This window comes from Aeromonas sp. FDAARGOS 1410, assembly GCF_019048745.1.
Taxonomy (GTDB): Bacteria; Pseudomonadota; Gammaproteobacteria; order Enterobacterales; family Aeromonadaceae; genus Aeromonas; species Aeromonas jandaei.
Map to the genome: position 1 here is coordinate 3604078 of NZ_CP077401.1, position 21767 is coordinate 3625844.

Consider the following 21767-nt stretch of genomic DNA (forward strand, 5'->3'; position numbering starts at 1 on the left):
GCTATCTAGGGCGCGGGAGGCTGCCAGTAGAAGTGATCCTGAGCGAGGGCGATGCCCCGGCCCGCCAGCCACTCATGCAGTGTGTCGCCAGCAACGGCATCGTCGGGCAGTGCCTGCAGGGCTTGCCAGCAGGTGCCAAGCTCAAGCGGCACCGGCAGCAGCCGCTCAAAGGGGACCTGCTGCCCCTGCTCTGCGTACCAGGCCGGCCAGGCCTGTTGCAACCGCGCTTCACACTGCACCTGCAACTGCGCCAGCTCCTGCTCGCGTTCGCTCACGCTGGCGAGCTGTTCGGCAATCCGGCGCTCGAGGCCGGATGGTACATCGACCACAGTTTGCCAGAAGATGGACTGGGCATGGAGCTGACGGCGCATCAACTGCAGTTGATCCAGCTCATTGAGCCAGGCGCCATACAGCGGCTCCAGACGCTGTACCCACCAGCGGTGGAGGGGATAAAGCACCCAGTGCCACAGCCGCTGCGGATCAGCCAGATTGATGTTATCCCCCAGTTGCTGCAACCAGTCATCACGCTCACTGCCAGCAAGGCGCAGCAGCTGTTGCAGCTCATCACGGGAGACGGCCAGCGCAATATCGAGACGACGCTGAAACCAGATGGACCCGAGCAGGCGCTCCAGACGGGTCCTTGGCAGCAGACGCTGCAGCAACGCCATCTGCTGGGAGCTGATCACGCCGGCGTCCTGATAACGGAGCACGGACTGTCGTCCCACCAGCTGGGCCAGGTTGAGGCTCTCTGGCTGGACAACGGCAACCCGGCGACCTGCAAAGAGGCCCTGATTGGGTGATGTGTGATCTTGCTGACTCATGCTATGCCTTGCTCATCTTGCTGCGGGCAATTTATGGAATAATGTTTCGGTATGCTGGCTATTCTACCCATGGCGATGCCCTGCGACTTATAAAAAACGTCAGATTATTTTAGTCCGGCGTTAATCTTTGCCATGACGGGCACGGCTAGGAGTACAGCCAAAACGGCGCCGATAACTCTGGGTGAAATAGGACTGGCTGGAGAATCCCGCCTCCATCGCAATATCGACGATGCTCATCTCGCTATTGAGTAATAACTGATGAGCGTAGAGGATCCGCTGTTCGCTGATCCAGGCTCGGGGTGATACGCCATATATTGCGCCAAACAACTCCTTGAATGTAGTCAGCCCCATGCCGAACTCTTTGGCAAATTCGCTGAGCTTCCACTCCATCAGATAATGTTTTTCCATGAACTGCTGCAACCGCTCGACCTGGCGATTGCTCAGCTGGCGCAAAATAGACATCAATTGCGGTCCCTGTTCGCCAAAGGCGAGCAGAAAAAGCAGCTCTTCGGTTCGCAACCGGGCCAATTCGGGAGGATGTTCATGCTCGATCAACCCCTGCAAGCCCTGGATGGACTGGTTGATCAGAGGGGATGCATGAAACGGCAGCAGGCTGGGAGCAATCCCCTCAACCCGGCTGACCTCGCTCAGCAGTGAACCGAAACGCTGCAGAAAACCCTGCAAAAAGGAGTTGGAAAGGGGGATCCAGAGCAAGTGGCAAGGCTCGTCGCCAGTCGCAACCGCATAGCTGCCACGGCGCACGAATATCAATTCGTTGGGGGATAACTCATAGGTATCGGTGCAGTCCTGCCAGCTCATCGCGCCATCCAGGAGAACATATATTCCCTCCTGGCGGTGTTCAATGACGCTGAAAGCAGACATGCACCACTGGAGCAGGGCCATATCGCCCTTCTCTGTGGTTGTAATGCCCTTCATTTTTGTTTTCCTGAATCTGCGTGTATTGCAAGTAGCACCTCGGCAGCAAAAGGCTCCGTCCGGGTGGTTTATTATTGGTGTTTATTTTTCTTAGTTATGAATGTCATCATTAAGTGATGACCATGAATTTAATCAACACTTAAATCAGAAGAAAATCCTACAACAATCACCAGCATAAAAACCAGCCAAAAATTAGAGTCATGACACTACTGATACAATTGATAACGCATTTATCAGGCCTTTTTCTTACGTCATTAAATAGTTCGTTACAGAAAGAAACGCTGCAACCCAGCTGATAAATTAATAACCAGTTGATTTCCAGCTTGTTTATTAGATACGGCTTATTATTGACACAATGGATAACAAGGGCGTGGCTGCAATGAAATTACCAATGGGCGACTATTTAAAACCTTAAAAACTTTTTGCTGAGCCGTTGCCTGAATCGCGCCATTGCCAATAAACCGCAACCGGGTACGCACATAGAGTTCACCCTCTCCCCACTGCAGAGGCGTCAGCCGCATATCAAAAACCAGAGGCAGCATGGTCAGCTCATAACGGGTTGAGGCTACCTGCAATGGCCGTCCTTCCATCACGCTCAGAACGGTCACCTCCACGGTGGCAGGGCGAGGTAAATCGGCATTGAGGTGCACCTCCCCTGTCAGGCTCTGCGACACAGGAGGGACAACTGTGGTGCTGACGCAGCCACCGAGAGTCAGCAGCGCGAGCAAGAGCAGCGTTCTCATAACAACCGGATCCTTCTCTCGGTCAGCGGCTTGTGCTCGCCCTGCTGCAGGCGATCCAGCATCTGCTCCTGCGCTCTGCTCAGTGCAAGAGTGCGGCGCAATGCCGCCGCCAGCGGCACAGGTTCAACCAACGCATCACGGCCGCTCACGGCCCTACCGGCAAAGCAACCCGTCGCAGAGCGTTCTGCCGCAGATGCCAGCTGGCTGGTGCTCGATTCCTGGATCTTCATGGTCACACCCGTACTCCCATCACCTCGTCACTCTTGCTGACCGGACCAGGTCGTGGCTGCAGCAGCTCCTGCCAGAATTCGGCGTGCTCCAGCATGCTGGCCAGACTCTCTTCCAGCTGGGTCAGGGTCAGCCGCGAGGCCGACATCTGGCGGTAGAGTTGCACCGTCAGGCTCTCTTCATCAAAACCAAAGTGGAGATTGAACTGATACCAGTTGCGGTTGAAGCTGGCCAACTGGCGAAAGATCCCCTCACCCACCTGATGCAATTCGGCCACATCGACCTGCATCACCAGGTGATCCCGTTCGGGCACCAGAATGAGAGAGAGCTGCAAGTGCTCGTCAAAACAGAGTGCTGCCACCCCCTCCCGGTTCAGGGTCAGGGAGGGCAAACCATATTTGGTGGCAAACTCGGCGAGCAGCCGATTGATGATGACAGTGGCGTCCATGATTTCCTCCAGCAGAGAGGAGAGGATGGTAGCTCGCCATCCCGATGGCGGCTGTCACTCAGAGGCGGCTCTTTTAAGAAAAGTGGTCGGCACACGAAAAAGGCGCCCGTCGGGCGCCTTGCTGCCTGCTCGCGTCAAGCAACCCCGAAGGCTGCCTTGAGCGTCTGGTTGAGGGTCTGGGAGTACTGCTGCATCAGCTGCAGCACATCCTTCATGAAGTTGGCGTTGAAGGCCATGTTGTCTTCAATCTTCTGCTTCTCGGTCTGGCTGATGGTCGCCTTGACTTCATCTTCCTTGGCCGTCGCCTGGCTCTCGCCCTGGGCAACCTGCACCGCCGAGTTGCTCATCTGCCCGATGGACTGGATCACGGTACTGGCAATCTGTTGTCGGCTGTTATTGGCATCAAACGACTTGTTCAGCGTCTTGAGAGTGGCCTTGTCGTTTTTGATCCTTGCCGTCAGTTCTTGTCCCGCGTCCCCCATCTCGAGGCCAGCAGACTTCTTGATATCCCCTATCTGCTTCAGCTCCTGCTGGCGCCCGGCAATATTGGCATTGAGCGCCTTGTCCTGCTTGATCGCCTTGGCAGACTTGCTCAGGGAGAATCCTCCGGTAATGGCCGAAAAACCGGCCATTACACCGGATACCACCGCCATGACGATCATCAACTTGGCGCCGCTGCGCATCTCGGCGACCTGCGCTTTCTGGCTGTCGATCACCTGCTGGTTCTCCATGTCGCGCTGGGTCAGTCCCATCTGGCGCGCCAGACGAGCGAGCTGGAAGAGCTGCGACATCAGGTCGAGAGTATCGTTGAGCACCGCTCGGGCCTGTTCCAGCTTGGCACCGTCCAGACGCTGGGTCGGGGCAGGCAACTCGGGGCCGCCCTGACGCTTGACCTCACTGCCGGAGGTGACATTGCCGGCCGCATGGGTCGTCTCACTACGGCCTGTTGCAAGGGGCTGCTCGATCCCTTCACTCAACAGGGAATTTGTACGAATCGGATTGAAAGTGCTCTCGTTAATGCTCATAGATCCATCTCCTTATATGGCGGCTGGTCTGCGGGCAAGATTGCTCATCATCTCGCCTCTGGCACTGATCATCTCGAAGATCATCTCCATGGTCTGCTGGAACGCCTCCATGATCTGTGAGATAGCCTCCTTGAGCTTGTCGATCACCGCCTGCAACTGGGTCATCTCGCTCTTGCTCTGTTGCAAATCGGCCTGCGCATAAAGCGCAGCAGACTCTTTGGATGACTGAACCGATTTGGTCACCCCACCGCTCACATCGAGCAACACGTCGGTACCCTGGGTGCCCATCTTCATCACCTTGGCCGTATTGCCTGCCAGTTTCATCGCCTCGACTGACCCCTTGGCCGCAAATCGACCAGCCAGATCACCCACTTTGGTCACCAGCTTGGCGCTCATCTCCGCAGCCGTCCCGCCAATTTTCGCCCCCACCTTGGTAATGAGGCTACCGATGGAGGAACCGAAGCTGGCCACCATGGAAATGACGGCAAGGGCTATTTCGATCCCCATCAGAGCAGGCCCCAGCTTCTCCATCACCTCCTTGGAGATCAGGCCTGCTTCGGCGGCATGCTGCACAGCCATATTGACCATGCCGACCACGCCGGCGGCGATCATCAGGGCGCCAGCGGCAGCACCCACCCCGGTCGCCACCATGATGGCGCCGATAACCACAGATGCGATGGCGCTGAGCCAGCCAAAAATCTTGCCGAAGATGCCCGCTTTCTTGGCCTCCTTGGCACTCTCCTCAGCCTCTTTGATCTTCTCCTGGTTCTCGCCAATCTTCTTCTCGTTCAATTCACGAGCGCGCTTGATATCGTCGAGCTTCAGCTTGGTCTGGGTCCGCTCCAGATCGCTGGTGAGCTTGCCCAGCTCAATCTCGAAGGCGGCCGGCGAGGTAAAGGCCGCCGTCACCAGAGCGCCGACGCGGGGCAACAGCTTGCCGCTGTTCTCCACGGTCTCGCGAACCAGCCGGCTGATCTCTGCCAGCACTTTCTGGCCGGGACGATCATTACTTGCCGCCAGCGGCGGAGTCAGAGCGACACCGGCGGTGCGGGCTGCACCGCTCGCCTGCGTAACCGCGGCATCGAGCCGGGTTTCACTGCGCGGCTCGGCAGCTGGCTGCAAGCCAGCTACATTACCGATGTTTCCCAGCGGGGAAACGCTTCTTTCATTGCTGATCGGGTTCATCTTGCTGATCCCTTCTGATTGCGATGGCTTCCAACATGACCTTGGCGCTTGCTGCCAGATCAGCCAGCTGCGGGTCGCTGCCCGCCAGCAGGTGGGCCGAGTGGAAGCCACTCTCGGCCCCTGTCAAATCCCCCTGTTGCAACCGGCACTCGGCTGCATGAAACGGGAAACGGGGATCTTTCAAATCGAGCATGGCGCCGAAGCTGTAGCTCTGAACTGCCGTTTCGTACTCACCCATCGCCTGACGGCAGGCACCGAGCCCGAGGAAATAACGCGGCTCGTAGTGATCCAGCATGCAGAGGGCCTGGAAAATCTTGTGGGCATCTTGCCACTTGCCTGACTGGTACTGCCCGAATGCCAGCGCATAGAGCTGCTCCAGGGTATCGCCGGAGATATCCTTCAACATGGCGATGGTGCCGCCATCGGCAAGGAAGGACTCCAGTTCGGCTTCATACTCCGGGGTCAGGGTGGTGTCGGTCTGCATGTAATCTCCTTAAAGGGCGGCAAGAATGTCGCGCATGATGCTGTCGTATTTCTGGATAAAACGGTTGAGGGCTTCGATGGCCGAGTTGTAGCGGGAGCTGACATCGTTGAGCCGGGTGGTCTTCTCGCTCACCTGATCGTTGAGCGGACGTGAGCGGTCACTCACGCTGGTGGCAAAGTTGCCCAGCTTGTTGTTGTCCTTGTCGTACTTGTACTCGTTCTCGACCCCTGCCATCGACCCACTCTGCTTCTTGTCGCTCTCGAGGAATGTCTTGACCGACACATGACCCGAGGCGTCCTTGGGCATCTGATCCAGCAGCTTGAACTCGGGTCCCTCGCGGAACTTGGCGTCGTTCTCATAGCCATAAAGCTTGTAATCCATCAGATTGAAATCTGTCTTGAAGGTCTGGCTGGATGAGGAAGAGAGCGCCTTGTTGATCTCTGACTGGATAACCCCGTAGATCTTCAGCTCTGCGGTGAGCGCCTTGAGCTCTTCGTTGATACCGGTACGCTTGTTGTTCTGGGTAAACATCACCCAGGTGAAGGCGTCGATGACCTCCTGATCGATACGATCATCGGTATAGCGACTGATCTGCGCCACGACATCGGGGAGCGCCACCGGTAGCACCAGCGTGTCGACTTGCTTGCTGACCTCATCGAGCACGTCATCGTTGCTCAGGTAGCGGGCAACCAGCCTCTCCAGTTGTGCCCGGGTCAGCCTGGTCGAATCCTCCTTGCTGATGGAGACGTTGTCTTTCAGCTTGTCGACCAGTGCCCGCTGTTTTGCATTGAGGGTGCCTGACTCGCTGGTTAGCCACTGATCAATCTGGATATGATTTTTGTTGCGGGTGTAATCAGAGATAATGCTCATCACGTCTCCTTAAATCATCAGTCCACGCATCATGGTGGGGCGCCGGCTCTTGCGGCTCTCCCCCTGCTGTTCCGGCAACATCGCCTGCCTGCGGCGAAACTCTGCCAGCAACTCCTGTTCGGCCACGGCGACCTGTTCGCCGGGTGCATTGAACAGCAGCTGGCAGGTCTGCTCCGAGAGCGCAAGGCCGGCCAGCATCTCCTGCAGCAGGGCATTGCGCTGCTCGCTGTCGGCGATGGCCTGTTCGGCTCGCTCGATCACATCGCTATGGTGGGCAAAACGGGGTTGTTTCATCATGGCTCCTATTCTATGAGGCCCTTTTGGGCATGCCTGTCACGCAAGGCCGTCCTTTTGTCGTTTTCGCATCTCACGCAGGGAGCAGACCTGCTCGGCCGCAAGCGCAAACCAGCCAGGTTCGGGTTCGCTGGCGCCGGTCCAGTGGCGATAGAAGCGGCCCAGCCGCTCAGCGCTGAGGGTGCTGCCACGAAACACATCGACGTTGCCATAGAGCTCGTAACCCGCCCCCAGCACCGCCAGCGTCGCCTCCGCCAGCAGGTAGAGGGCGGCAAAGGGGTTGGCAAGACCATCCCGCTCGCCCTCACGGCGCACCAGCAGGATCCAGACCCGGCGCGTGTCGCTATCGACCCGCCAGGCGAGAGAGATGTGGCGATAGTGCAGGGCATGGCCGAGCTGGATCGGGGTCCCCCCCAGATGGTGAGGAGTCACTGTCACGCCGCGGGCCTGTAGCCAGGGGATGAGCGGATCGCCGTTCACAGGCAGACCCTGCCAAGCGGCTGGATATTGATCTGCTGGGTCAGCTCCTGATAGGAGAGTACCGGCAGGGCGTGGTAATCCCCTTCGATGAGCTTGCGCACATAGCGGCGGATATCCATGGAGACGATGAGCACCGGCTTGTTCTGCATCCGGGCCAGATCCCCCACTGTGTGGCGCACCTGATCAAGGAAGCCCTGGGTCACAGCGGGATCGAGGGCAAGATAGCTGCCGGCGCTGGTCTGGCGAATGCCACCGCGGATCTGCTCCTCCACCTGCTGATCGAGCAGATAGGCGGGCAGGATGTTGTTGCCGTTGGCGTACTTGTAGCAGATGTAGCGCTTGAGGCTGCTGCGGATGTACTCGGTGAGCTGCACCACATCCTTCTCCTTCTGGCCCCACTCCACCATGGCCTCAAGAATGGCGCGCATGTTGCGGATCGAGATATCCTCCCCCACCAGCCGCTGCAGGATCTCGGTCATCCGTTGCAGCGGAATGATCCGTTGCGCCTCCTTCACCAGCTCGCCATAGCTCCCCTCCATCTGCTCCAGCAGATAGCGGGTCTCCTGAATACCGATGAAGTCCTCGGCGTATTCGCGCAGCACATGGGAGAGGTGCCAGGTCATCACCTGATCCGGGGTGAGCGCCGCAAGGCGCGAGGTGTCGAGCCGAGCCTGATGTTCGCTGGCCACCCAAAGCGTGGGTTGCCCCGGCAACAGCGGCGTCCCCTCCTCGTAGGCGAGTCCCAGCAGATCGAGCTGGGAGGCGCTCTCCTGCACCAGCAGATGGCCCGGCCGCAACTGGCCGCGGGCCACCGGCACCTCCTGCAGCTGGATCAGGTATTCGCCCGCCCCCATCCCCTCGTTGAAACGCAGGTGAATGCCTGGGAACGGCACCCCGAGATCGAGATAGAGGGCACGGCGCACCCGCACCAGCTCGTCGTTGAGGGCGATGGCCTCCAGCTCGGCCTGCAGGGCGGCATCCACATCGATCAGCAGAGGCACCGTCATGGCAAACTCCTCCTTTTCACCCAGCTTGCCACGCGGTTTGCTGCCCGCCTTCGGCTTGCTGCGGGCGGCAGGGGCACCGGCCCCCTGTGCCAGCATGGTGGGCAGATCCTGGCTCTGCTGACTCTGCGCCTTGTGCTGGCGCAGGCCGATAAAGTAGCCCCCCGCCGTCACCACAGCAGCCAGCGAGAAGAAGGTGAGCATGGGGAAGCCCGGGATCAGGCCAAACAGCACCAGCAGCAGACCGCCGATCAGCATCGCCTTGGGCTGGGCCACCACCTGGGCACCGATATCGGAACCGAGATCAGAGGACTCTTCGGACGACACCCGGGTCACGATAATGCCCGCGGTGATGGCGATCAGCAGGGCCGGCACCTGGGAGACCATGCCATCCCCCACCGTCAGGATGGAGTAGAGCTGCAGCGCATCGGCCGCCGACAACCCCTTCTGGGTCACCCCTATGGTGACCCCGCCGAGGATGTTGACGAAGATGATGATGAGGCCCGCGATGGCGTCCCCCTTCACGAACTTCATGGCGCCATCCATGGAGCCGAACATCTGGCTCTCTTTCTCGATGACACTGCGCCGCTCGCGCGCCTCGTTGACGTCGATCACTCCGGCGCGCATGTCGCCATCGATGCTCATCTGCTTGCCGGGCATGGCATCGAGAGAGAAGCGGGCACTTACCTCTGCCACCCGCTCCGAGCCCTTGGTGATGACCAGAAACTGGACGATGGTGATGATGAGGAAGATGACGATCCCCACCACCAGATTGCCCCCCACCACGAAGTTGCCGAAGGTGTAGACGATCTGGCCCGCATCAGCCTGCAGCAGGATCATCCGGGTGGTGCTCACCGAGAGGGCAAGCCGGAACAGGGTGGTGATGAGCAGCACCGCCGGGAAGGCGGAGAACTGCAGCGGCGAGTTGATATAGACCGCCATCATCAGCAACACCACCGAGATGGTCATGTTGATGGCGATCAGAATATCGAGGGCCACCGGTGGCAGCGGCAACACCATCATGAAGACGATGGCCAGCAGCAGTACCGCCAGCATGATGTCCTTGCGCTCGCCGATCCGGCGCAGCAGCTCAAGGGAGCGTTGGTTCATTCTGCTCTTCCAGTTCGAGATATTGTTGATAGGCGAAACGGGCTTCATCCAGCCGGCCTGCCAGCTGGCAGGCGCGGCTGCGGCAGAGCCAGAGCGGGCCGTCGGCCTCCCCCTCTGCCATCAGCAGATCGGCATGACCGAGCGCCTCTTCGCCAAACCCCAGCCTGAGCAGGGCCACCAGCAAAGTGCGGCGGGCCGCCTGATTGGCGGGGTGCAGCTGCAACAACGCCACCAGCAGGGTGCTGGCACGATCGGGGTGACCATACTGCAGGTGCAGCCAGCCGGTGAGCAGCAGCGCATCCTGCTGCTGTGACGAGAGGATCATGGTCATACCTTGTGCAGCAGATGGAGGGTCATCTGCATCAGTTGTTCACCCCCGTGCAGCTGCTCGAGCAGCTCACTGGCCGCCTGCAGCTCGGGGGTGGTTCCTTCGACCAGCACGGCCCGCAGCCCCGCCATCGCCTGCGCAAAATCGCGCGGGCGCAGCAGATCGTGAAAGCCGCGATCCGGGGTGGCGAAGTCGAGCAGGGTGCGCTCCGCCAGATTGGCGGGATAAAGTCTGCTGATGTGAGGTTCGATGGAGTGGCCATCCGGCAGCAGGGCATAGCGCCCCGGCAGGCTCTGCTCCTGCTCGTCGAGGCGGATGGCGCTGAGCTGCTCAATCCCGATATGGGCCGCGGTGATCCGGCTCATGGCGCTACCACGTCATGTTGCAATCGGGTCAGGGTGCGTAGCGCCTGATGGAGCAGCGGCAGGGTCACGGCCCGCTCATCGAGGGTAACGAAGAGGATCAGCCGCTCCTCCCCGAGCCAACCGCAGCGCACCGGCAGGGCGGGCGCCTGGGCGGCGGCTGTGAAACTCATGGCGCGGCGAATGGCCTCGCCGCTCTGGTGCCACGGCAGCGTGCGGGCCAGCCAGAGCGTCAGTTGCCCCTGATGGCGCTCCAGTTGCAGGGTACCGCTCTGCTCCAGCTCAAGCTGGATCAGGTAGTGGGGGTTATCCCCGATGGTGATGCCCAGATCCTGGCAAAACTGCACCAGCTGGGGTTCAATCCAGTTCATGACGACTCTCCGGACAACTCATCCTCTTCCCGCTCGATGGCGTTATCGAGCGCCCCCTGACAGCACTGCAGCAGGTTCTGGCGCTGATCCTCCTCGCTGAACAGCTCCACCGGCAGCAGGCGGATCAACCGCTTGAGCTCCTGGTAGAGCTGCACCTGCTGATGTGTTTGCGTCAGCTCCAGAGCGACACCGATCTGCTCCACGTCGTGCACCGAAGACCAGCGTTTCTCCACCAGCGCAATGAGATCGCCCATCAGATCAGAAGGCCCGTATGCCATGGGCCGCCCCCTCCTTCACCCGCAGCCACAACTCGTCCACTTGGGCCGAGAGGGTGTTGAGCAGCCGCAGCTTGTGCATGTCGCTCATCACCCGCTCCAGCTTGACCGGGTCGAGCCAGCGCTGCTGACTGTCGAGATCGGCGCTTAAGGCCTTCATCATGAAGCCGGTCACCTTCTCCAGCGCACCGTTGCCAAAACGGCTATGAATATCGCGCCAGGCGGTGGAGAGGGCGCGATAGTCCTGCACCGCATCGCGATAGAGATCCCGCAGATCCTGCACCTGACCGAGCCCCTCACGGGCAGCCTCCTGAGCCGGGCCGGTAATGCGGGCGCCCAGCACGATGGCGCTGCCCTGCTCGTCGGCCAGTTTGGCCAGCGCCTGTTCAACAAGTGCCAACGTACCCCGCATTTCGGGGCGCCCGGCAAGGGCCTTGCGTGCCTGGGTAAGTGCCTCGAACTGCTCGCTAACCTCCCCCGAGTAGCTCTCGAGGTAGGCCAGCAGCTGGGAGAGGTTGGCCAGCCGGCCGCTGCCGAGGTGGCTGATCATCTCCTTGATCTTCTGCTGGCGCTCGAGCTCCGGCACCTTGTCGAGGTAGTCCCCCACCAGCGCCTCTATCTCGCTGATGCGGGCCTGACTGTCACTCAGCTTGCGCTTGGCAAGGGAGAGTTCGGAGCGCTCGGAAAAGACGAAGGTGAGCTCTTCTGCCATGTCGCCCAGCGACTGGGTCGCGCTGGCCAGCACGACCTGCTCCCCCTGAAACTGTCCTCCCTGCAGGGGCACCTGACGGGGGGCATTCTCGGCGCCACGGGCTTCAGGTTGAGCGGTGGGGAGATAGGGATTGCTCTGGATAGTGGCCATGGCGGCTCCCGTAATGAGTGGATTGACGAGGATGGCATTATAAAAATCGCCCTCGGGCGCCTATGCCAAAATCGGCCGTGAATTTTTAGCCAGCTCGCAACGCTTTTCTAAAAAGTCCCGACTCGCGCTGAAATCCCCGCGTGCGCCCATCGCCTATAGTGGCCACCGTTTTTAATGGTGCAGATCTCCCGATGTCCCTCTCCCTCGATCACATTCCCGGCCAGCTGCGTCACGCCATCGACGAGTGCCGCCTGATCCAGATCCGTGGCCGGGTCACCCAGGTGACCGGCACCCTGCTCAAGGCGGTGGTGCCCGGCGTGCGGATCGGCGAGCTCTGCCATCTGCGCAATCCCGACAACACTCTCTCCCTGCAGGCAGAGGTGATCGGCTTTGCCCAGCATCAGGCGCTGCTCACCCCGCTGGGGGAGATGTTCGGCATCTCCTCCAACACCGAGGTGAGCCCGACCGGTGCCATGCATCAGGTCGGGGTTGGTGAGCACCTGCTCGGTCAGGTGCTCGATGGCCTTGGCAACCCCTTTGGCGGCGGCCAGCAGCAGGAGCCAGCTGCCTGGTATCCGGTCTATCGCGATGCCCCCGCTCCCATGAGTCGCAAGCGGATTGAGCAGCCCATTTCGCTGGGCATTCGCGCCATCGACGGTCTGCTCACCTGTGGCGAGGGGCAACGGATGGGGATCTTCGCGGCCGCCGGTGGCGGCAAAAGTACCCTGCTGGCGTCGCTTATTCGCAGCGCCGAGGTGGATGTCACCGTGCTGGCGCTGATCGGTGAACGGGGCCGCGAGGTGCGGGAGTTTATCGAAGCAGATCTGGGGGAAGAGGGGCTCAAGAAGGCGGTGCTGGTGGTGGCCACCTCGGATCGCCCCGCCATGGAGCGCGCCAAGGCGGGCTTTGTCGCCACCTCCATCGCCGAATATTTCCGGGATCAGGGCAAGCGGGTGTTGCTGTTGATGGACTCCGTCACCCGTTTTGCCCGTGCCCAGCGCGAGATTGGTCTGGCCGCCGGCGAACCGCCGACCCGACGGGGCTATCCGCCCTCGGTGTTTGCCGCCCTGCCCCGCCTGATGGAGCGGGCCGGTCAGTCGGACAAGGGCTCCATCACCGCCCTCTATACCGTGCTGGTGGAGGGGGATGACATGACCGAACCGGTGGCCGACGAGACCCGCTCGATCCTCGATGGCCACATCATCCTCTCGCGCAAGCTGGCGGCGGCCAACCACTACCCGGCCATCGACGTACTGCGCTCTGCCAGTCGGGTGATGAACCAGATCATCGCGCCCGGGCATCAGGCGCAAGCCGGTCGACTGCGCAGCTGGCTGGCCAAGTACGAAGAGGTCGAACTGCTGCTGCAGATCGGCGAATACCAGAAGGGACAGGACAAGGTGGCCGACGAGGCGATCACCCGTATCGAAGCCATTCGCCAGTGGCTGAAACAGGGCACCCATGAGCCGAGTTCACTGCCCGAGGCGCTCGCCACCCTGGAGGCGCTGACCCGATGATCGGCCGCCTGCAACGAATAAAAGACCTGCGGCTGGAGCGAGCCGAGCAGCAGCTCACCGCGCAACAGGCCCGGCTGCAACTCGCCCGCATCCGCCAGCGCGAAGCAGAGCAGGAGAGCCTCGACTACCGCCAATGGCGCCAGGCCGAAGAAGATCGGCTATTTGCCATCTGTCAGGCGGAGCAACTCGATCGCAAGGGGCTCAAGGCGTGGCAACAACAGGTTGCCCTGCTGCGGGAGAAAGAGGCCCACCTTGAGCAACTGGCCGCCGAACAGGGCGAACGGGTGGCTGAAGAGCGCATCCGCTTGCTGGAGTGCCAGCAGGCGGTACACCGCGCCCGCCAGCAGCAACAGAAATTTGCCGAATTACACCGTCAGGAGCTGGCCTCACAGCAAGCCCTGCGCGACTACAACGAAGAGCAGGAACAGGAAGAGTTCCGCCAGCAGATCAGGATGTAACCAGAGATGAACCGACTCACCGCCCCCCGCGCAGAACCCCGGGTTGCTGACGAACAACAAGGCTTGCCGCGCGAACCGCACAAGGCAGATCTGGCGCAGCAGCAGCGCTTCGAGCAGGCTCTGCGCCTCGAGTCCGCACAACAGAAGAGAGCACGGGACCACAAAGCGCTGACCGGCAACTCCATCGGCAAACGGGATGAGCACCGCCGGACAAAGCCGGATGCCCCCCTTGCCAGCAACAAAGTGGCGGACAAGGAGAAGGAGCTGGCGGAGAGAAGGCTGACACGCCCGGCCCCGCGCAGCAAAAACCAGCATGACAAGCCGGAGGGGCACGATCGGCAGGAGTCGCAGCCGCTCCCCGCGACCTTGCCGCAGATACGTGAGGGCAGGCAGGCTCCCACTGCGCAGCAAGGGCGTGAGACAGCACCCGCTGCTCTGGCCTGGATGTTACCGCGTGATGTCGCTGGCGGTCGTGAGTTGCTGAACGCAACCGAGCCTGAGACCAAAGAGTGCTTTGATGAACATACCGTAGAGCTACCAATGGAGCGTCCTCCTCTGGCCAATAGCGACAGACGACCCATAGCTACCGATCCCGGCACTCAAGAGCGTGTCGATGAATATCCCGTTGACATGCCACTGGCTATGCCAAACGAAGCACTCATCAGACGAGAGCAGAGTGAACAGCCAATGGAGAGCAGCCAGCTGACCGATAGCCACAAGCTGCAGGAGCAGAGCGAGCTGGTCGCCCGGTTTGAGGTGGGGGAACGGCTGCAGATAGCAGACGAGCCTACCGAACAACTATCTGCGACCAGCGAAGAGGAGTTGCTTGCGCAAGAGAGCTTTGCCAGCGCAGCCATCCGGGTTCCACCTATCAGCGCAACTCCGGGGGATCTGCTGCTGGCACGGGTTGCCCCCCGCGTCGATCATCACGAGCTGGGTCAACTACTCAGCCGACTGGCGGTGGATATTCACCTTGAGCTGGGTCGCCCGGAGCGCCCCCCCATGCTCCAGCTCACCCTGCCCGCACTCGGGGCGCTTGCCATCCGCATCGAGCACCATCAGGGCTCGCTGCAGGTGGAAATGCTGGCCAGCGAGCAGGGTTCCCAGCTGCTCAATCAGGGACGCGGCGAGCTGATCGACCGCCTGCAACGGCTCTACCCCGGCGAGCGGATCGCCTTTGACCTCTTTACCCGGGGCGACAGCGAACAGGGGTCGCGCCAGAAACGATCCATCTATGACGAGTGGGATGCCGACGCATGACATCGATAGCCTTTCCCTCTGCCTCGGCGGCGGAGCTGACCCTGCAGCAGCGGCTCAGCCAGTGCCGCCATCACTATGGCTGGAGTGGCGGCGAGCTGACGCTCGCCATCGCGCCGCTGCCGGCGACCCTCGACTGCCGGTTGCAACTGCAGTGGCAGGGGCTCTCCCTGCCACTGTTTTGCCATGGCGCCGAACTGGCCCGCTGGCTTGCGCCAGACCTGCAACAGGCCGCCCTGTTCAGTCTGCCAGCATCGCTGCAACTGGCGCTGATCGAGCGCCTCGGGCAACCCCTTGGCGGCCTCAGCTGCTCGGCGCTGATACCGAACACCACCTGCGAAGCGGCCGGTGAGGCCGCGCTGCAACTGCTGCTCAAGCGGGAGGGGGCGACCCTCGCCCTCTGGCTGGCCGAGCCGGGGCCACTGCTTGGCAAATTGCCTGCGCGACCCGGCCAGCAACGCCTGGCACTCCCTCTCACCCTCTCCTTGCAGTGGGGGACGATGGGCGTGGCCATCAGCGAGCTCGAGACACTGACCTGTGGCGATGTGCTGCTGCCGCCGCCCCACCCTCGGCTCGGCCAGCAGCTGCTGCTCTGCATCGAGGGACGCCCCTATGCCTACTGCCAACCCCATCCACAACATCTGGAACTGACCGCCATGCACAACGCCGCCCCCGATGATGCCCTCGATGCCACTATGCTTGAGCACCTGCCGGTGCAGGTCACCTTTGAAGTGGGCCGCCAGACCCTGGACTGGCACACCCTCACCACCCTGCAACCGGGCTCACTCATCGATCTCGGCGCCCCCATCGATGGCGAGGTGCGGATCATCAGCAACGGCCATCTGCTCGGCAACGGTCGGCTGGTGGAGATCCAGGGGCGACTCGGGGTGCGGGTCGAGAGCCTCAAGAGCGAGTCGCCGTCATGATCCAGCTGCCGGACGAGCTAAACCTTATCGTCGGGCTGGCGCTGCTGGCCCTGCTCCCCTTTATCGCCGTGATGGCCACCTCCTTCGTCAAGCTGGCGGTGGTCTTCTCGCTGCTGCGCAACGCCCTCGGGGTGCAGCAGATCCCCCCCAACATGGCGATGTACGGGTTGGCCATCATCCTCAGCATCTATGTGATGGCACCGGTCGGCTTTGCCACCCAGGATTACCTGCGCCAGAACGAGGTGTCGCTGGCCAAGTCCGAGTCGGTAGAGAAGTTTCTCGACGAGGGGATGGCCCCCTACCGCGCCTTTCTGAAAAAGCAGATCAAGCCGCGAGAGCACGCCTTCTTCATCGACAGCACCAAGCAGCTCTGGCCCAGCGAATATGCCGACCGGCTGGAGCCCGACAGCCTGCTGATCCTGCTGCCCGCCTTTACCGTGAGCGAGCTGAGCCGCGCCTTCGAGATCGGGTTTCTCATCTATCTGCCCTTTATCGCCATCGACCTCATCATCTCCAACATTCTGCTGGCGATGGGGATGATGATGGTCTCCCCCATGACCATCTCGCTCCCCTTCAAGCTGCTGCTGTTCGTGCTGCTCGATGGCTGGGCCCGCCTCACCCACGGGCTGGTCACCAGTTACGGAGGCTAGGATGAGTCACGCCGATATTCTCCACTTCACCAGCCAGACCCTCTGGCTGGTGCTGATCCTCTCGATGCCGCCGGTACTGGTGGCGGCACTGGTGGGTACCCTTGTCTCTCTGCTGCAGGCACTGACCCAGATCCAGGAGCAGACGCTGGGCTTTGTCGCCAAGCTTATCGCCGTGGTGATCACCCTGTTTGCCACCACCGCCTGGCTTGGCAACGAGCTCTACAGCTTTGCCGACATGGTGCTGCTCAAGGTGCCGCAGATCCAATGACCCTCGAGAGCCTGCAGGGCCAGATGCTGGCCTACACCCTGCTGCTGCCGCGCTTTATCAGCTGCTTCGTCATGCTGCCGGTATTGAGCAAGCAGATGCTGGGGGGGGCGATGATCCGCAACGGCGTGGTCTGCTCGCTGGCGCTGTTCGCCTACCCCATGGTGGCCGACACCCTGCCTCCCGCCATCGATGCCCTCGATCTGGCGCTCTTGATAGCCAAGGAGGTGCTGCTCGGCCTGCTGATCGGCTTTGTCGCCGCCATCCCCTTCTGGGCCGTCGAGGCAAGCGGCTTTCTGGTGGATAACCAGCGCGGCGCGGCCATGGCGTCCCTGTTCAACCCCAGCCTCGCCAGCCAGACCAGCCCCACCGGTCTGCTGCTGACCCAGACGCTTATCACCCTCTTCTTTTCCGGCGGCGCCTTTCTCGCCCTGCTCTCGGCCCTGTTCCAGAGCTATGCCAGCTGGCCGGTGACCCGTTTCTTTCCCGCTATCGGAGATCTCTGGGTGAGCTTTTTCTACAGCCAGTTCAGCCAGATGCTGCTGCTCTGCGCCCTGCTGGCGGCCCCCCTGCTGATCGCCATGTTTCTGGCAGAGTTCGGGCTGGCCCTTATCAGCCGCTTCGCCCCCTCCCTCAACGTCTTCGTACTGGCGATGCCGATAAAAAGCGCCGTCGCCAGCCTGCTGCTGGTCATCTACATCAAGCTGATGATGGATCACGCCTACCGCCAGGTACTGGCGGTGATGGATCCGCTGCAACTGCTTGCCCCCATTCTGGAGGCGCGATGAGCGGCGAGAAGACCGAACAGCCCACCGCCAAAAAATTGCGCGATGCCCGCAAGAAGGGGCAGGTGGTCAAGAGCAAGGAGGTGGTCTCCACCGCCATCATCCTCAGTCTGGTGGGCATGCTGATGGCGATGTCCGACTACTACCTCGAACATCTGGGCAAGCTGATGCTGATCCCGGAATCCCACCTCAACCTCCCCTTTGCCCAGGCCCTCAACCATGTGGTGGAGAATCTGATGCAGGAGATGGCCTACCTCTGCATCCCGATCCTGGCGGTGTCGGCGCTGGTGGTGCTCGCCTCCCATATCGCCCAGTACGGTTTTCTGCTGAGTGGCGAGTCCATCAAGCCCGACATCAAGCATGTCAATCCGGTGGAGGGGGCCAAGAAGATCTTCTCCATCAAGAGCCTGATGGAGTTCGTCAAATCCCTGCTCAAGGTGAGCCTCCTGAGCCTGCTGGTATGGGTCACCATCGAGGGCAACCTGCAGGCGATGCTGCAACTGCCCGGCTGCGGCATGAGCTGCATCACTCCGGTACTGGGGGGCATGCTGGGCCAGCTGATGGCGGTCTGCGCCATGGGGTTTGTGGTGATCGCCATCGCGGACTACGCCTTCGAACACTACCAGCACATCAAGCAGCTCAAGATGAGCAAGGACGAGGTGAAGCGGGAGTACAAGGAGATGGAGGGGAGCCCGGAGATCAAAAGCAAGCGCCGCCAGTTCCATCAGGAGCTGCAATCGAGCAACATGCGCGCCGATGTGAAGCGCTCCTCGGTCATCGTCGCCAACCCGACCCATATCGCCATCGGCATTCGCTACGAGCGGGGAGAAACGCCACTGCCAGTGGTCACCCTCAAGTTCACCGATGCCCAGGCGCTGCTGGTGCGCAAGATTGCCGAAGAGGAGGGTATCCCGGTGCTGCAGCGCATTCCGCTGGCCCGCGCCCTCTATCGCGATGCGCTGATCAACAACTACATCCCCGCCGACCAGATCGAAGCGACCGCCGAGGTACTGCGCTGGCTGGAGCAGTGGCGCCAGAGCGAAGGGCCGCAGTGGTAACCCCTTGCGGGTGATCACCAGAGCGCATCACCTAAAAAACCGCGACCCGGGTTAATATCCGGCCGATCCCTCTTTTTGCGATCCTGTGCATCACAATCATCAACCCAGAGATGTGCATGGATCTCGATACTCTACTAACCCGGCTTGCCCGACAGCTCGATGCCGACCAGCTCAATCAGCTCTCTGCCGACGAGTGGCTGCTGCTTGCCACGGATGGTCTCGCCCTGCAAATCACCCGAACCGACACCGGCATGGTGCTGGCTTGCCGCCCCGATGACCGGGAGCTGGATCCCCGCTGGCTGCCGCTGCTGCTCAGCTATAACGGCCTGCTGACCACCACGGGAGGCATGGTGATGGGATTGACCGGCAACCAGCGCCTGCTGATGCAGTTACCGATCGCCATCGCAGATGACGATGCGCTGGCCAGCGTGACTTTCAACTTCCTGCAACTGGTACGGGAGTGGCAATTGCGACTGCTTGCGCCGTGCCAACCAACCCTGCCCGAACCCGGCTCTCTCACTATGCTGTCTGCCATCAAGGGATAACTCATGAATACCACCTCAGCGACCTCATTGACGTCACTCTATCGTGACCTCCACTTATCCTCCGCCGGCAGCCAGCAGGAGCTGCGTGCCAGCAATGGCAATCTCTACCTCAAGGAGGGCAAGGGGCTGGTCTCCGTCGAGAGCCACAGGCTGGCTCACCGGGACGCCGCCATTGCCCAGGTGATCACCGCCATGAGCCGGGAATATGGCATGAGCACGGAAGAGGCTGGCAGCCTGCTGCGCAGCGTACAGGCAGATAGCGGCAAAGTGACGGTGGCGGATGTGCGTCAGCTGCACAACGAACTCACCCTCGGGGCCCGGCACCAGAGCGAACGCTCGCAAGAGTTGCAGCAAGTCGCCGACCTGCGCAAACAGCAGCTCGCCTCAGCTACCCGCGCTCAGGGGCTCGCCCCCGATATTCGCACCCATGAGCAGCTGCGCAGCGCCATCACCCGGCAACATGGCGAGCAAACGCTCGCCCTGCTCGACGAGAAACTCCCCTCTTTCATGCACAGCAAGGGGATGCTGACCCCGCGCCATATCGAGACCATCGGCCAGCTGCTCAACTCCGGCGAAGTAGCCCGCTTCCAGCAAGCCATCACCATGGTCACACTCAACGCCAAGAGCCCGGTCGACAGTCAGGCAGCCCGCGCCGTTGCCATCGAACTGGCCAAGCTGCCCATGAACCTGCTCAAGCAGGCCGATGCCGAAGGGCTGACGATCCGGGTCACCCATGACAATGTGACCACCTACCATACCCATCTGGCCGGAACGAGCGCCCGTGGTCATGGTGGTGGCGGGTGGGACAAGCTGCCGGGTGTCGGTGCCTTCGGCGGCAGCAAAGAGACCGTTATTGCCATGGAGCAGGATCGCTCGGGCAAATGGCAAGTGGGTAGCCACCACGGCTCGGCCAATCTGGTGTTGCACGAATTTGGCCACTCCATCGATCGTCTGGTGGGTGCCAGCACCACAGGCGCCAACCTGAGTCAGGACAGCTCCTTCTATGCGGCCTGGTACAACGACTATCACAAGCTGGGGGATGCCTACTTTCAGCAGGCGGGCCCAAAAGGGAACTACGAACCGGGACTGGAGGAGAGCTTTGCCGAAGGTCTGGCGCGCCTTTATGGCGACAACAATGCCTTCGCTCACTGGAGCCATATCGAGGCGCAACTGTTGACGCTCTGACAGGATTCTCCTGTCCCACAGACCCGCCAAAAGAACGGGGCCATCACTGATGGCCCCGTTCTTTTTTCACCTTGAATGGATTTGCCCTACCCCACCTCCCCCAGCGCGCCGATCAGGGCGTCGAGTCCTTGATCTACTTTCGAGCGCGAGCAACCGACGTTAAGGCGGATATAACCTGTGCCTTCCGGGCCGTAGGTGTCGCCGCGCATGATGGCGACCCGGTATTTCTCCACCAGCAAGGCTTGCAGCGCATCCATCCGCTCGGTCGTGTCGATGCCAAGGCCGTTCAAGTCAATCCAGGCGAGATAGGTTCCCTCGGGCACCCGATAGTCAATGGCGGGGAAGGCGGCGTTGAGCCGCGCCGCCACATGGGCGAGGTTGCCGTGCAGATAGCTTTTCAGGGCATCGAGCCAGGCAGCGCCATCGCGATAGGCACTGATATGGGCCAGCACCCCGAGAATGGGCGGCGATGATAGGCCATGGGCCGCCTTGAGCCGTTGCAGATAGGCGGCGCGCGCCCCGGCGTTGGCAATAAAGGCGTAGGCGCCGCCAAGGGCCGGAATATTGAAGGATTTGGAGCCCGAGCTCACCAACGCCCAGTGGTCATCCGGCGCCACCTCGCTCCACGGCAGGTAGCGAGCAAAGCTCACATCCATATGGATGTCGTCCGAGATGACCTTGACCCCATGGCGCTGGCAGATGGCGGCCATCCGGCCCAGTTCATCCCGCGTCCAGACCCGGCCGGTGGGGTTGTGGGGGCTGCAGAGCAGTAAAATCCGGCAATCGGGGCGGGCTGCCTGTTGCTCGAAACATTCCCAGTCGATCTGGTAACTCCCCTCTGCTTTTTTGAGCGGACAGGGCAGCAGCACCCTGTCGTTGGCGGTCAGCATATTGCCGAAGGCATCGTAGGCGGGGGTATGCACCAGCACCCCTTCGCCCGGCGCCGACCAGAGGCTCACCAGCTGGGCAATCACATAGATGACCGAGGGGCCGTAAACCAGCGTCTCGGGGTCGAGGCTCGCGCCGTAGCGGTGGGCAAACCAGTCGCTCACCGCCCCCTTGAAGTCGTCGTGATTCCAGCGGCTGTAGCCAAATACCCCGTGTTCAAGGCGGGTTGCCAGGGTCTGGCGAATGCAGGGGGCGGTCTCGAAATCCATGTCGGAGATGGTAAAGGGGAGCAGGTCGGCATGGCCAAAACGGTCGGCCACATAGTCCCACTGGGTACAGTAGGTGCCGTGGCGGTCGACCACATGGTCGAAGTCATAAATATCGTGCATGAAGTTTCTCCCTCCATAAAC

General features: G+C 61.2%; 28 protein-coding genes. 10 read left to right on the forward strand and 18 right to left on the reverse strand.

The genetic code is table 11. From position 1 onward, the window contains the following. Nucleotides 1-5: 5 nt before the first annotated feature. The 17 genes from I6L40_RS16695 to sctW form a co-directional block, all read right to left on the reverse strand. Nucleotides 6-821 carry a T3SS regulon anti-activator ExsD domain-containing protein gene (locus I6L40_RS16695; protein WP_071910872.1) on the reverse strand — a complete coding sequence of 272 codons (816 nt, stop codon included), beginning with the start codon at nt 819-821 and terminating at the stop codon, nt 6-8. A 120-nt stretch (nt 822-941) separates the two neighbouring features. Continuing rightward, nucleotides 942-1757: an AraC family transcriptional regulator gene (locus I6L40_RS16700; RefSeq protein WP_042031490.1), complete on the reverse strand. Its 816-nt coding sequence runs from the start codon at nt 1755-1757 to the stop codon at nt 942-944. A 344-nt stretch (nt 1758-2101) separates the two neighbouring features. Then, on the reverse strand, nt 2102-2500 hold the full coding sequence (locus I6L40_RS16705) for a YscW family type III secretion system pilotin (protein WP_041208846.1): 399 nt from the start codon (nt 2498-2500) through the stop codon (nt 2102-2104). Beyond that, nucleotides 2497-2730, reverse strand: coding sequence for a T3SS regulon translocated regulator ExsE family protein (locus I6L40_RS16710; protein ID WP_071910870.1), 234 nt, complete (start codon nt 2728-2730; stop codon nt 2497-2499). The genes I6L40_RS16705 and I6L40_RS16710 overlap by 4 nt, the downstream gene beginning before the upstream one ends. Nucleotides 2731-2732: 2 nt before the next feature. Continuing rightward, nucleotides 2733-3176, reverse strand: coding sequence for a type III secretion system chaperone (locus I6L40_RS16715; protein WP_033113167.1), 444 nt, complete (start codon nt 3174-3176; stop codon nt 2733-2735). A 134-nt stretch (nt 3177-3310) separates the two neighbouring features. Further along, nucleotides 3311-4201 carry a YopD family type III secretion system translocon subunit gene (locus tag I6L40_RS16720; protein ID WP_071910868.1) on the reverse strand — a complete coding sequence of 297 codons (891 nt, stop codon included), beginning with the start codon at nt 4199-4201 and terminating at the stop codon, nt 3311-3313. A 12-nt stretch (nt 4202-4213) separates the two neighbouring features. Beyond that, a complete protein-coding gene (gene aopB, locus I6L40_RS16725; protein ID WP_071910866.1) occupies nt 4214-5386 on the reverse strand; it encodes a type III secretion system translocon subunit AopB in 1173 nt (390 codons plus the stop codon). Beyond that, on the reverse strand, nt 5367-5870 hold the full coding sequence (locus I6L40_RS16730; RefSeq protein WP_043850411.1) for a SycD/LcrH family type III secretion system chaperone: 504 nt from the start codon (nt 5868-5870) through the stop codon (nt 5367-5369). Before I6L40_RS16730 ends, aopB begins: the two co-directional genes overlap by 20 nt. A gap of 9 nt (nt 5871-5879) precedes the next feature. Next, nucleotides 5880-6740: a virulence-associated V antigen gene (locus I6L40_RS16735; protein ID WP_071910864.1), complete on the reverse strand. Its 861-nt coding sequence runs from the start codon at nt 6738-6740 to the stop codon at nt 5880-5882. 9 nt (nt 6741-6749) lie between these two features. Then, a complete protein-coding gene (locus I6L40_RS16740) occupies nt 6750-7034 on the reverse strand; it encodes a type III secretion protein (protein WP_041208852.1) in 285 nt (94 codons plus the stop codon). Between the two features lie 39 nt (nt 7035-7073). Next, entirely contained in the window at nt 7074-7514 is a 441-nt protein-coding gene (locus I6L40_RS16745) for an LcrR family type III secretion system chaperone (RefSeq protein ID WP_071910861.1), read from the reverse strand. After that, complete coding sequence (gene ascV, locus I6L40_RS16750) at nt 7511-9676, reverse strand: SctV family type III secretion system export apparatus subunit AscV (RefSeq protein WP_275654872.1); 2166 nt, start codon at nt 9674-9676, stop codon at nt 7511-7513. The genes I6L40_RS16745 and ascV overlap by 4 nt, the downstream gene beginning before the upstream one ends. Then, a complete protein-coding gene (ascY, locus tag I6L40_RS16755; protein WP_071910857.1) occupies nt 9609-9953 on the reverse strand; it encodes a type III secretion system chaperone AscY in 345 nt (114 codons plus the stop codon). The genes ascV and ascY overlap by 68 nt, the downstream gene beginning before the upstream one ends. 2 nt (nt 9954-9955) lie before the next feature. Then, nucleotides 9956-10321 carry a type III secretion system protein AscX gene (gene ascX, locus I6L40_RS16760; protein WP_071910855.1) on the reverse strand — a complete coding sequence of 122 codons (366 nt, stop codon included), beginning with the start codon at nt 10319-10321 and terminating at the stop codon, nt 9956-9958. Continuing rightward, nucleotides 10318-10689 carry a SycN family type III secretion system chaperone Acr2 gene (gene acr2, locus I6L40_RS16765; protein WP_071910853.1) on the reverse strand — a complete coding sequence of 124 codons (372 nt, stop codon included), beginning with the start codon at nt 10687-10689 and terminating at the stop codon, nt 10318-10320. The genes ascX and acr2 overlap by 4 nt, the downstream gene beginning before the upstream one ends. Then, a complete protein-coding gene (locus tag I6L40_RS16770) occupies nt 10686-10967 on the reverse strand; it encodes a TyeA family type III secretion system gatekeeper subunit (protein WP_033113178.1) in 282 nt (93 codons plus the stop codon). Before I6L40_RS16770 ends, acr2 begins: the two co-directional genes overlap by 4 nt. Further along, nucleotides 10948-11826: a type III secretion system gatekeeper subunit SctW gene (gene sctW, locus I6L40_RS16775; protein WP_042031505.1), complete on the reverse strand. Its 879-nt coding sequence runs from the start codon at nt 11824-11826 to the stop codon at nt 10948-10950. Before sctW ends, I6L40_RS16770 begins: the two co-directional genes overlap by 20 nt. A 191-nt stretch (nt 11827-12017) precedes the next feature. Here sctW and ascN point away from each other — a divergent pair, with 191 nt between their 5' ends. From ascN to I6L40_RS16825, 10 genes are all read left to right on the forward strand, one after another. Further along, the gene (gene ascN, locus I6L40_RS16780; protein ID WP_033113180.1) at nt 12018-13340 is read left to right on the forward strand and encodes a SctN family type III secretion system ATPase AscN; all 1323 of its coding nucleotides are present in this window, start codon (nt 12018-12020) and stop codon (nt 13338-13340) included. Further along, nucleotides 13337-13798, forward strand: a complete 462-nt coding sequence (locus I6L40_RS16785; protein ID WP_216994607.1) for a type III secretion protein — start codon at nt 13337-13339, stop codon at nt 13796-13798. Before ascN ends, I6L40_RS16785 begins: the two co-directional genes overlap by 4 nt. Nucleotides 13799-13804: 6 nt before the next feature. Further along, on the forward strand, nt 13805-15058 hold the full coding sequence (locus I6L40_RS16790; RefSeq protein ID WP_216994608.1) for a type III secretion system needle length determinant: 1254 nt from the start codon (nt 13805-13807) through the stop codon (nt 15056-15058). Continuing rightward, complete coding sequence (gene sctQ, locus I6L40_RS16795; protein ID WP_216994609.1) at nt 15055-15981, forward strand: type III secretion system cytoplasmic ring protein SctQ; 927 nt, start codon at nt 15055-15057, stop codon at nt 15979-15981. The genes I6L40_RS16790 and sctQ overlap by 4 nt, the downstream gene beginning before the upstream one ends. Beyond that, on the forward strand, nt 15978-16631 hold the full coding sequence (gene ascR, locus I6L40_RS16800; protein ID WP_029302711.1) for a SctR family type III secretion system export apparatus subunit AscR: 654 nt from the start codon (nt 15978-15980) through the stop codon (nt 16629-16631). The genes sctQ and ascR overlap by 4 nt, the downstream gene beginning before the upstream one ends. Nucleotide 16632: 1 nt before the next feature. After that, a complete protein-coding gene (gene ascS / locus I6L40_RS16805; RefSeq protein ID WP_033113185.1) occupies nt 16633-16899 on the forward strand; it encodes a SctS family type III secretion system export apparatus subunit AscS in 267 nt (88 codons plus the stop codon). Beyond that, nucleotides 16896-17684 carry a type III secretion system export apparatus subunit SctT gene (gene sctT, locus I6L40_RS16810; RefSeq protein WP_216994610.1) on the forward strand — a complete coding sequence of 263 codons (789 nt, stop codon included), beginning with the start codon at nt 16896-16898 and terminating at the stop codon, nt 17682-17684. The genes ascS and sctT overlap by 4 nt, the downstream gene beginning before the upstream one ends. Then, nucleotides 17681-18739: a SctU family type III secretion system export apparatus subunit AscU gene (ascU, locus tag I6L40_RS16815; RefSeq protein WP_042031509.1), complete on the forward strand. Its 1059-nt coding sequence runs from the start codon at nt 17681-17683 to the stop codon at nt 18737-18739. Before sctT ends, ascU begins: the two co-directional genes overlap by 4 nt. 116 nt (nt 18740-18855) lie before the next feature. Further along, nucleotides 18856-19284 carry a type III secretion system chaperone gene (locus I6L40_RS16820; RefSeq protein ID WP_216994611.1) on the forward strand — a complete coding sequence of 143 codons (429 nt, stop codon included), beginning with the start codon at nt 18856-18858 and terminating at the stop codon, nt 19282-19284. A 3-nt stretch (nt 19285-19287) separates the two neighbouring features. Beyond that, complete coding sequence (locus I6L40_RS16825) at nt 19288-20469, forward strand: hypothetical protein (protein WP_201911966.1); 1182 nt, start codon at nt 19288-19290, stop codon at nt 20467-20469. 86 nt (nt 20470-20555) lie between these two features. Here the strand turns inward: I6L40_RS16825 and I6L40_RS16830 are convergent, their stop codons facing one another. Further along, complete coding sequence (locus I6L40_RS16830; protein WP_216994612.1) at nt 20556-21746, reverse strand: MalY/PatB family protein; 1191 nt, start codon at nt 21744-21746, stop codon at nt 20556-20558. Between the last annotated feature and the right edge of the window lie 21 nt (nt 21747-21767).

What these genes read in the sequence shown, in the direction of transcription:
- I6L40_RS16830 (WP_216994612.1), bottom strand. Translation starts at nt 21,746, where the DNA reads ATGCACGATATTTATGACTTCGACCATGTGGTCGACCGCCACGGCACC.
- I6L40_RS16820 (WP_216994611.1), top strand. Translation starts at nt 18,856, where the DNA reads ATGGATCTCGATACTCTACTAACCCGGCTTGCCCGACAGCTCGATGCC.
- I6L40_RS16740 (WP_041208852.1), bottom strand. Translation starts at nt 7,034, where the DNA reads ATGAAACAACCCCGTTTTGCCCACCATAGCGATGTGATCGAGCGAGCC.
- I6L40_RS16720 (WP_071910868.1), bottom strand. Translation starts at nt 4,201, where the DNA reads ATGAGCATTAACGAGAGCACTTTCAATCCGATTCGTACAAATTCCCTG.
- acr2 (WP_071910853.1), bottom strand. Translation starts at nt 10,689, where the DNA reads ATGAACTGGATTGAACCCCAGCTGGTGCAGTTTTGCCAGGATCTGGGC.
- I6L40_RS16735 (WP_071910864.1), bottom strand. Translation starts at nt 6,740, where the DNA reads ATGAGCATTATCTCTGATTACACCCGCAACAAAAATCATATCCAGATT.
- I6L40_RS16785 (WP_216994607.1), top strand. Translation starts at nt 13,337, where the DNA reads ATGATCGGCCGCCTGCAACGAATAAAAGACCTGCGGCTGGAGCGAGCC.
- I6L40_RS16770 (WP_033113178.1), bottom strand. Translation starts at nt 10,967, where the DNA reads ATGGCATACGGGCCTTCTGATCTGATGGGCGATCTCATTGCGCTGGTG.
- ascY (WP_071910857.1), bottom strand. Translation starts at nt 9,953, where the DNA reads ATGATCCTCTCGTCACAGCAGCAGGATGCGCTGCTGCTCACCGGCTGG.
- aopB (WP_071910866.1), bottom strand. Translation starts at nt 5,386, where the DNA reads ATGAACCCGATCAGCAATGAAAGAAGCGTTTCCCCGCTGGGAAACATC.
- I6L40_RS16790 (WP_216994608.1), top strand. Translation starts at nt 13,805, where the DNA reads ATGAACCGACTCACCGCCCCCCGCGCAGAACCCCGGGTTGCTGACGAA.
- ascU (WP_042031509.1), top strand. Translation starts at nt 17,681, where the DNA reads ATGAGCGGCGAGAAGACCGAACAGCCCACCGCCAAAAAATTGCGCGAT.
- I6L40_RS16825 (WP_201911966.1), top strand. Translation starts at nt 19,288, where the DNA reads ATGAATACCACCTCAGCGACCTCATTGACGTCACTCTATCGTGACCTC.
- I6L40_RS16730 (WP_043850411.1), bottom strand. Translation starts at nt 5,870, where the DNA reads ATGCAGACCGACACCACCCTGACCCCGGAGTATGAAGCCGAACTGGAG.
- ascN (WP_033113180.1), top strand. Translation starts at nt 12,018, where the DNA reads ATGTCCCTCTCCCTCGATCACATTCCCGGCCAGCTGCGTCACGCCATC.
- ascX (WP_071910855.1), bottom strand. Translation starts at nt 10,321, where the DNA reads ATGAGCCGGATCACCGCGGCCCATATCGGGATTGAGCAGCTCAGCGCC.
- I6L40_RS16715 (WP_033113167.1), bottom strand. Translation starts at nt 3,176, where the DNA reads ATGGACGCCACTGTCATCATCAATCGGCTGCTCGCCGAGTTTGCCACC.
- I6L40_RS16695 (WP_071910872.1), bottom strand. Translation starts at nt 821, where the DNA reads ATGAGTCAGCAAGATCACACATCACCCAATCAGGGCCTCTTTGCAGGT.
- ascR (WP_029302711.1), top strand. Translation starts at nt 15,978, where the DNA reads ATGATCCAGCTGCCGGACGAGCTAAACCTTATCGTCGGGCTGGCGCTG.
- I6L40_RS16710 (WP_071910870.1), bottom strand. Translation starts at nt 2,730, where the DNA reads ATGAAGATCCAGGAATCGAGCACCAGCCAGCTGGCATCTGCGGCAGAA.
- sctW (WP_042031505.1), bottom strand. Translation starts at nt 11,826, where the DNA reads ATGGCCACTATCCAGAGCAATCCCTATCTCCCCACCGCTCAACCTGAA.
- sctQ (WP_216994609.1), top strand. Translation starts at nt 15,055, where the DNA reads ATGACATCGATAGCCTTTCCCTCTGCCTCGGCGGCGGAGCTGACCCTG.
- I6L40_RS16705 (WP_041208846.1), bottom strand. Translation starts at nt 2,500, where the DNA reads ATGAGAACGCTGCTCTTGCTCGCGCTGCTGACTCTCGGTGGCTGCGTC.
- I6L40_RS16700 (WP_042031490.1), bottom strand. Translation starts at nt 1,757, where the DNA reads ATGAAGGGCATTACAACCACAGAGAAGGGCGATATGGCCCTGCTCCAG.
- ascV (WP_275654872.1), bottom strand. Translation starts at nt 9,676, where the DNA reads ATGAAGCCCGTTTCGCCTATCAACAATATCTCGAACTGGAAGAGCAGA.
- sctT (WP_216994610.1), top strand. Translation starts at nt 16,896, where the DNA reads ATGACCCTCGAGAGCCTGCAGGGCCAGATGCTGGCCTACACCCTGCTG.
- ascS (WP_033113185.1), top strand. Translation starts at nt 16,633, where the DNA reads ATGAGTCACGCCGATATTCTCCACTTCACCAGCCAGACCCTCTGGCTG.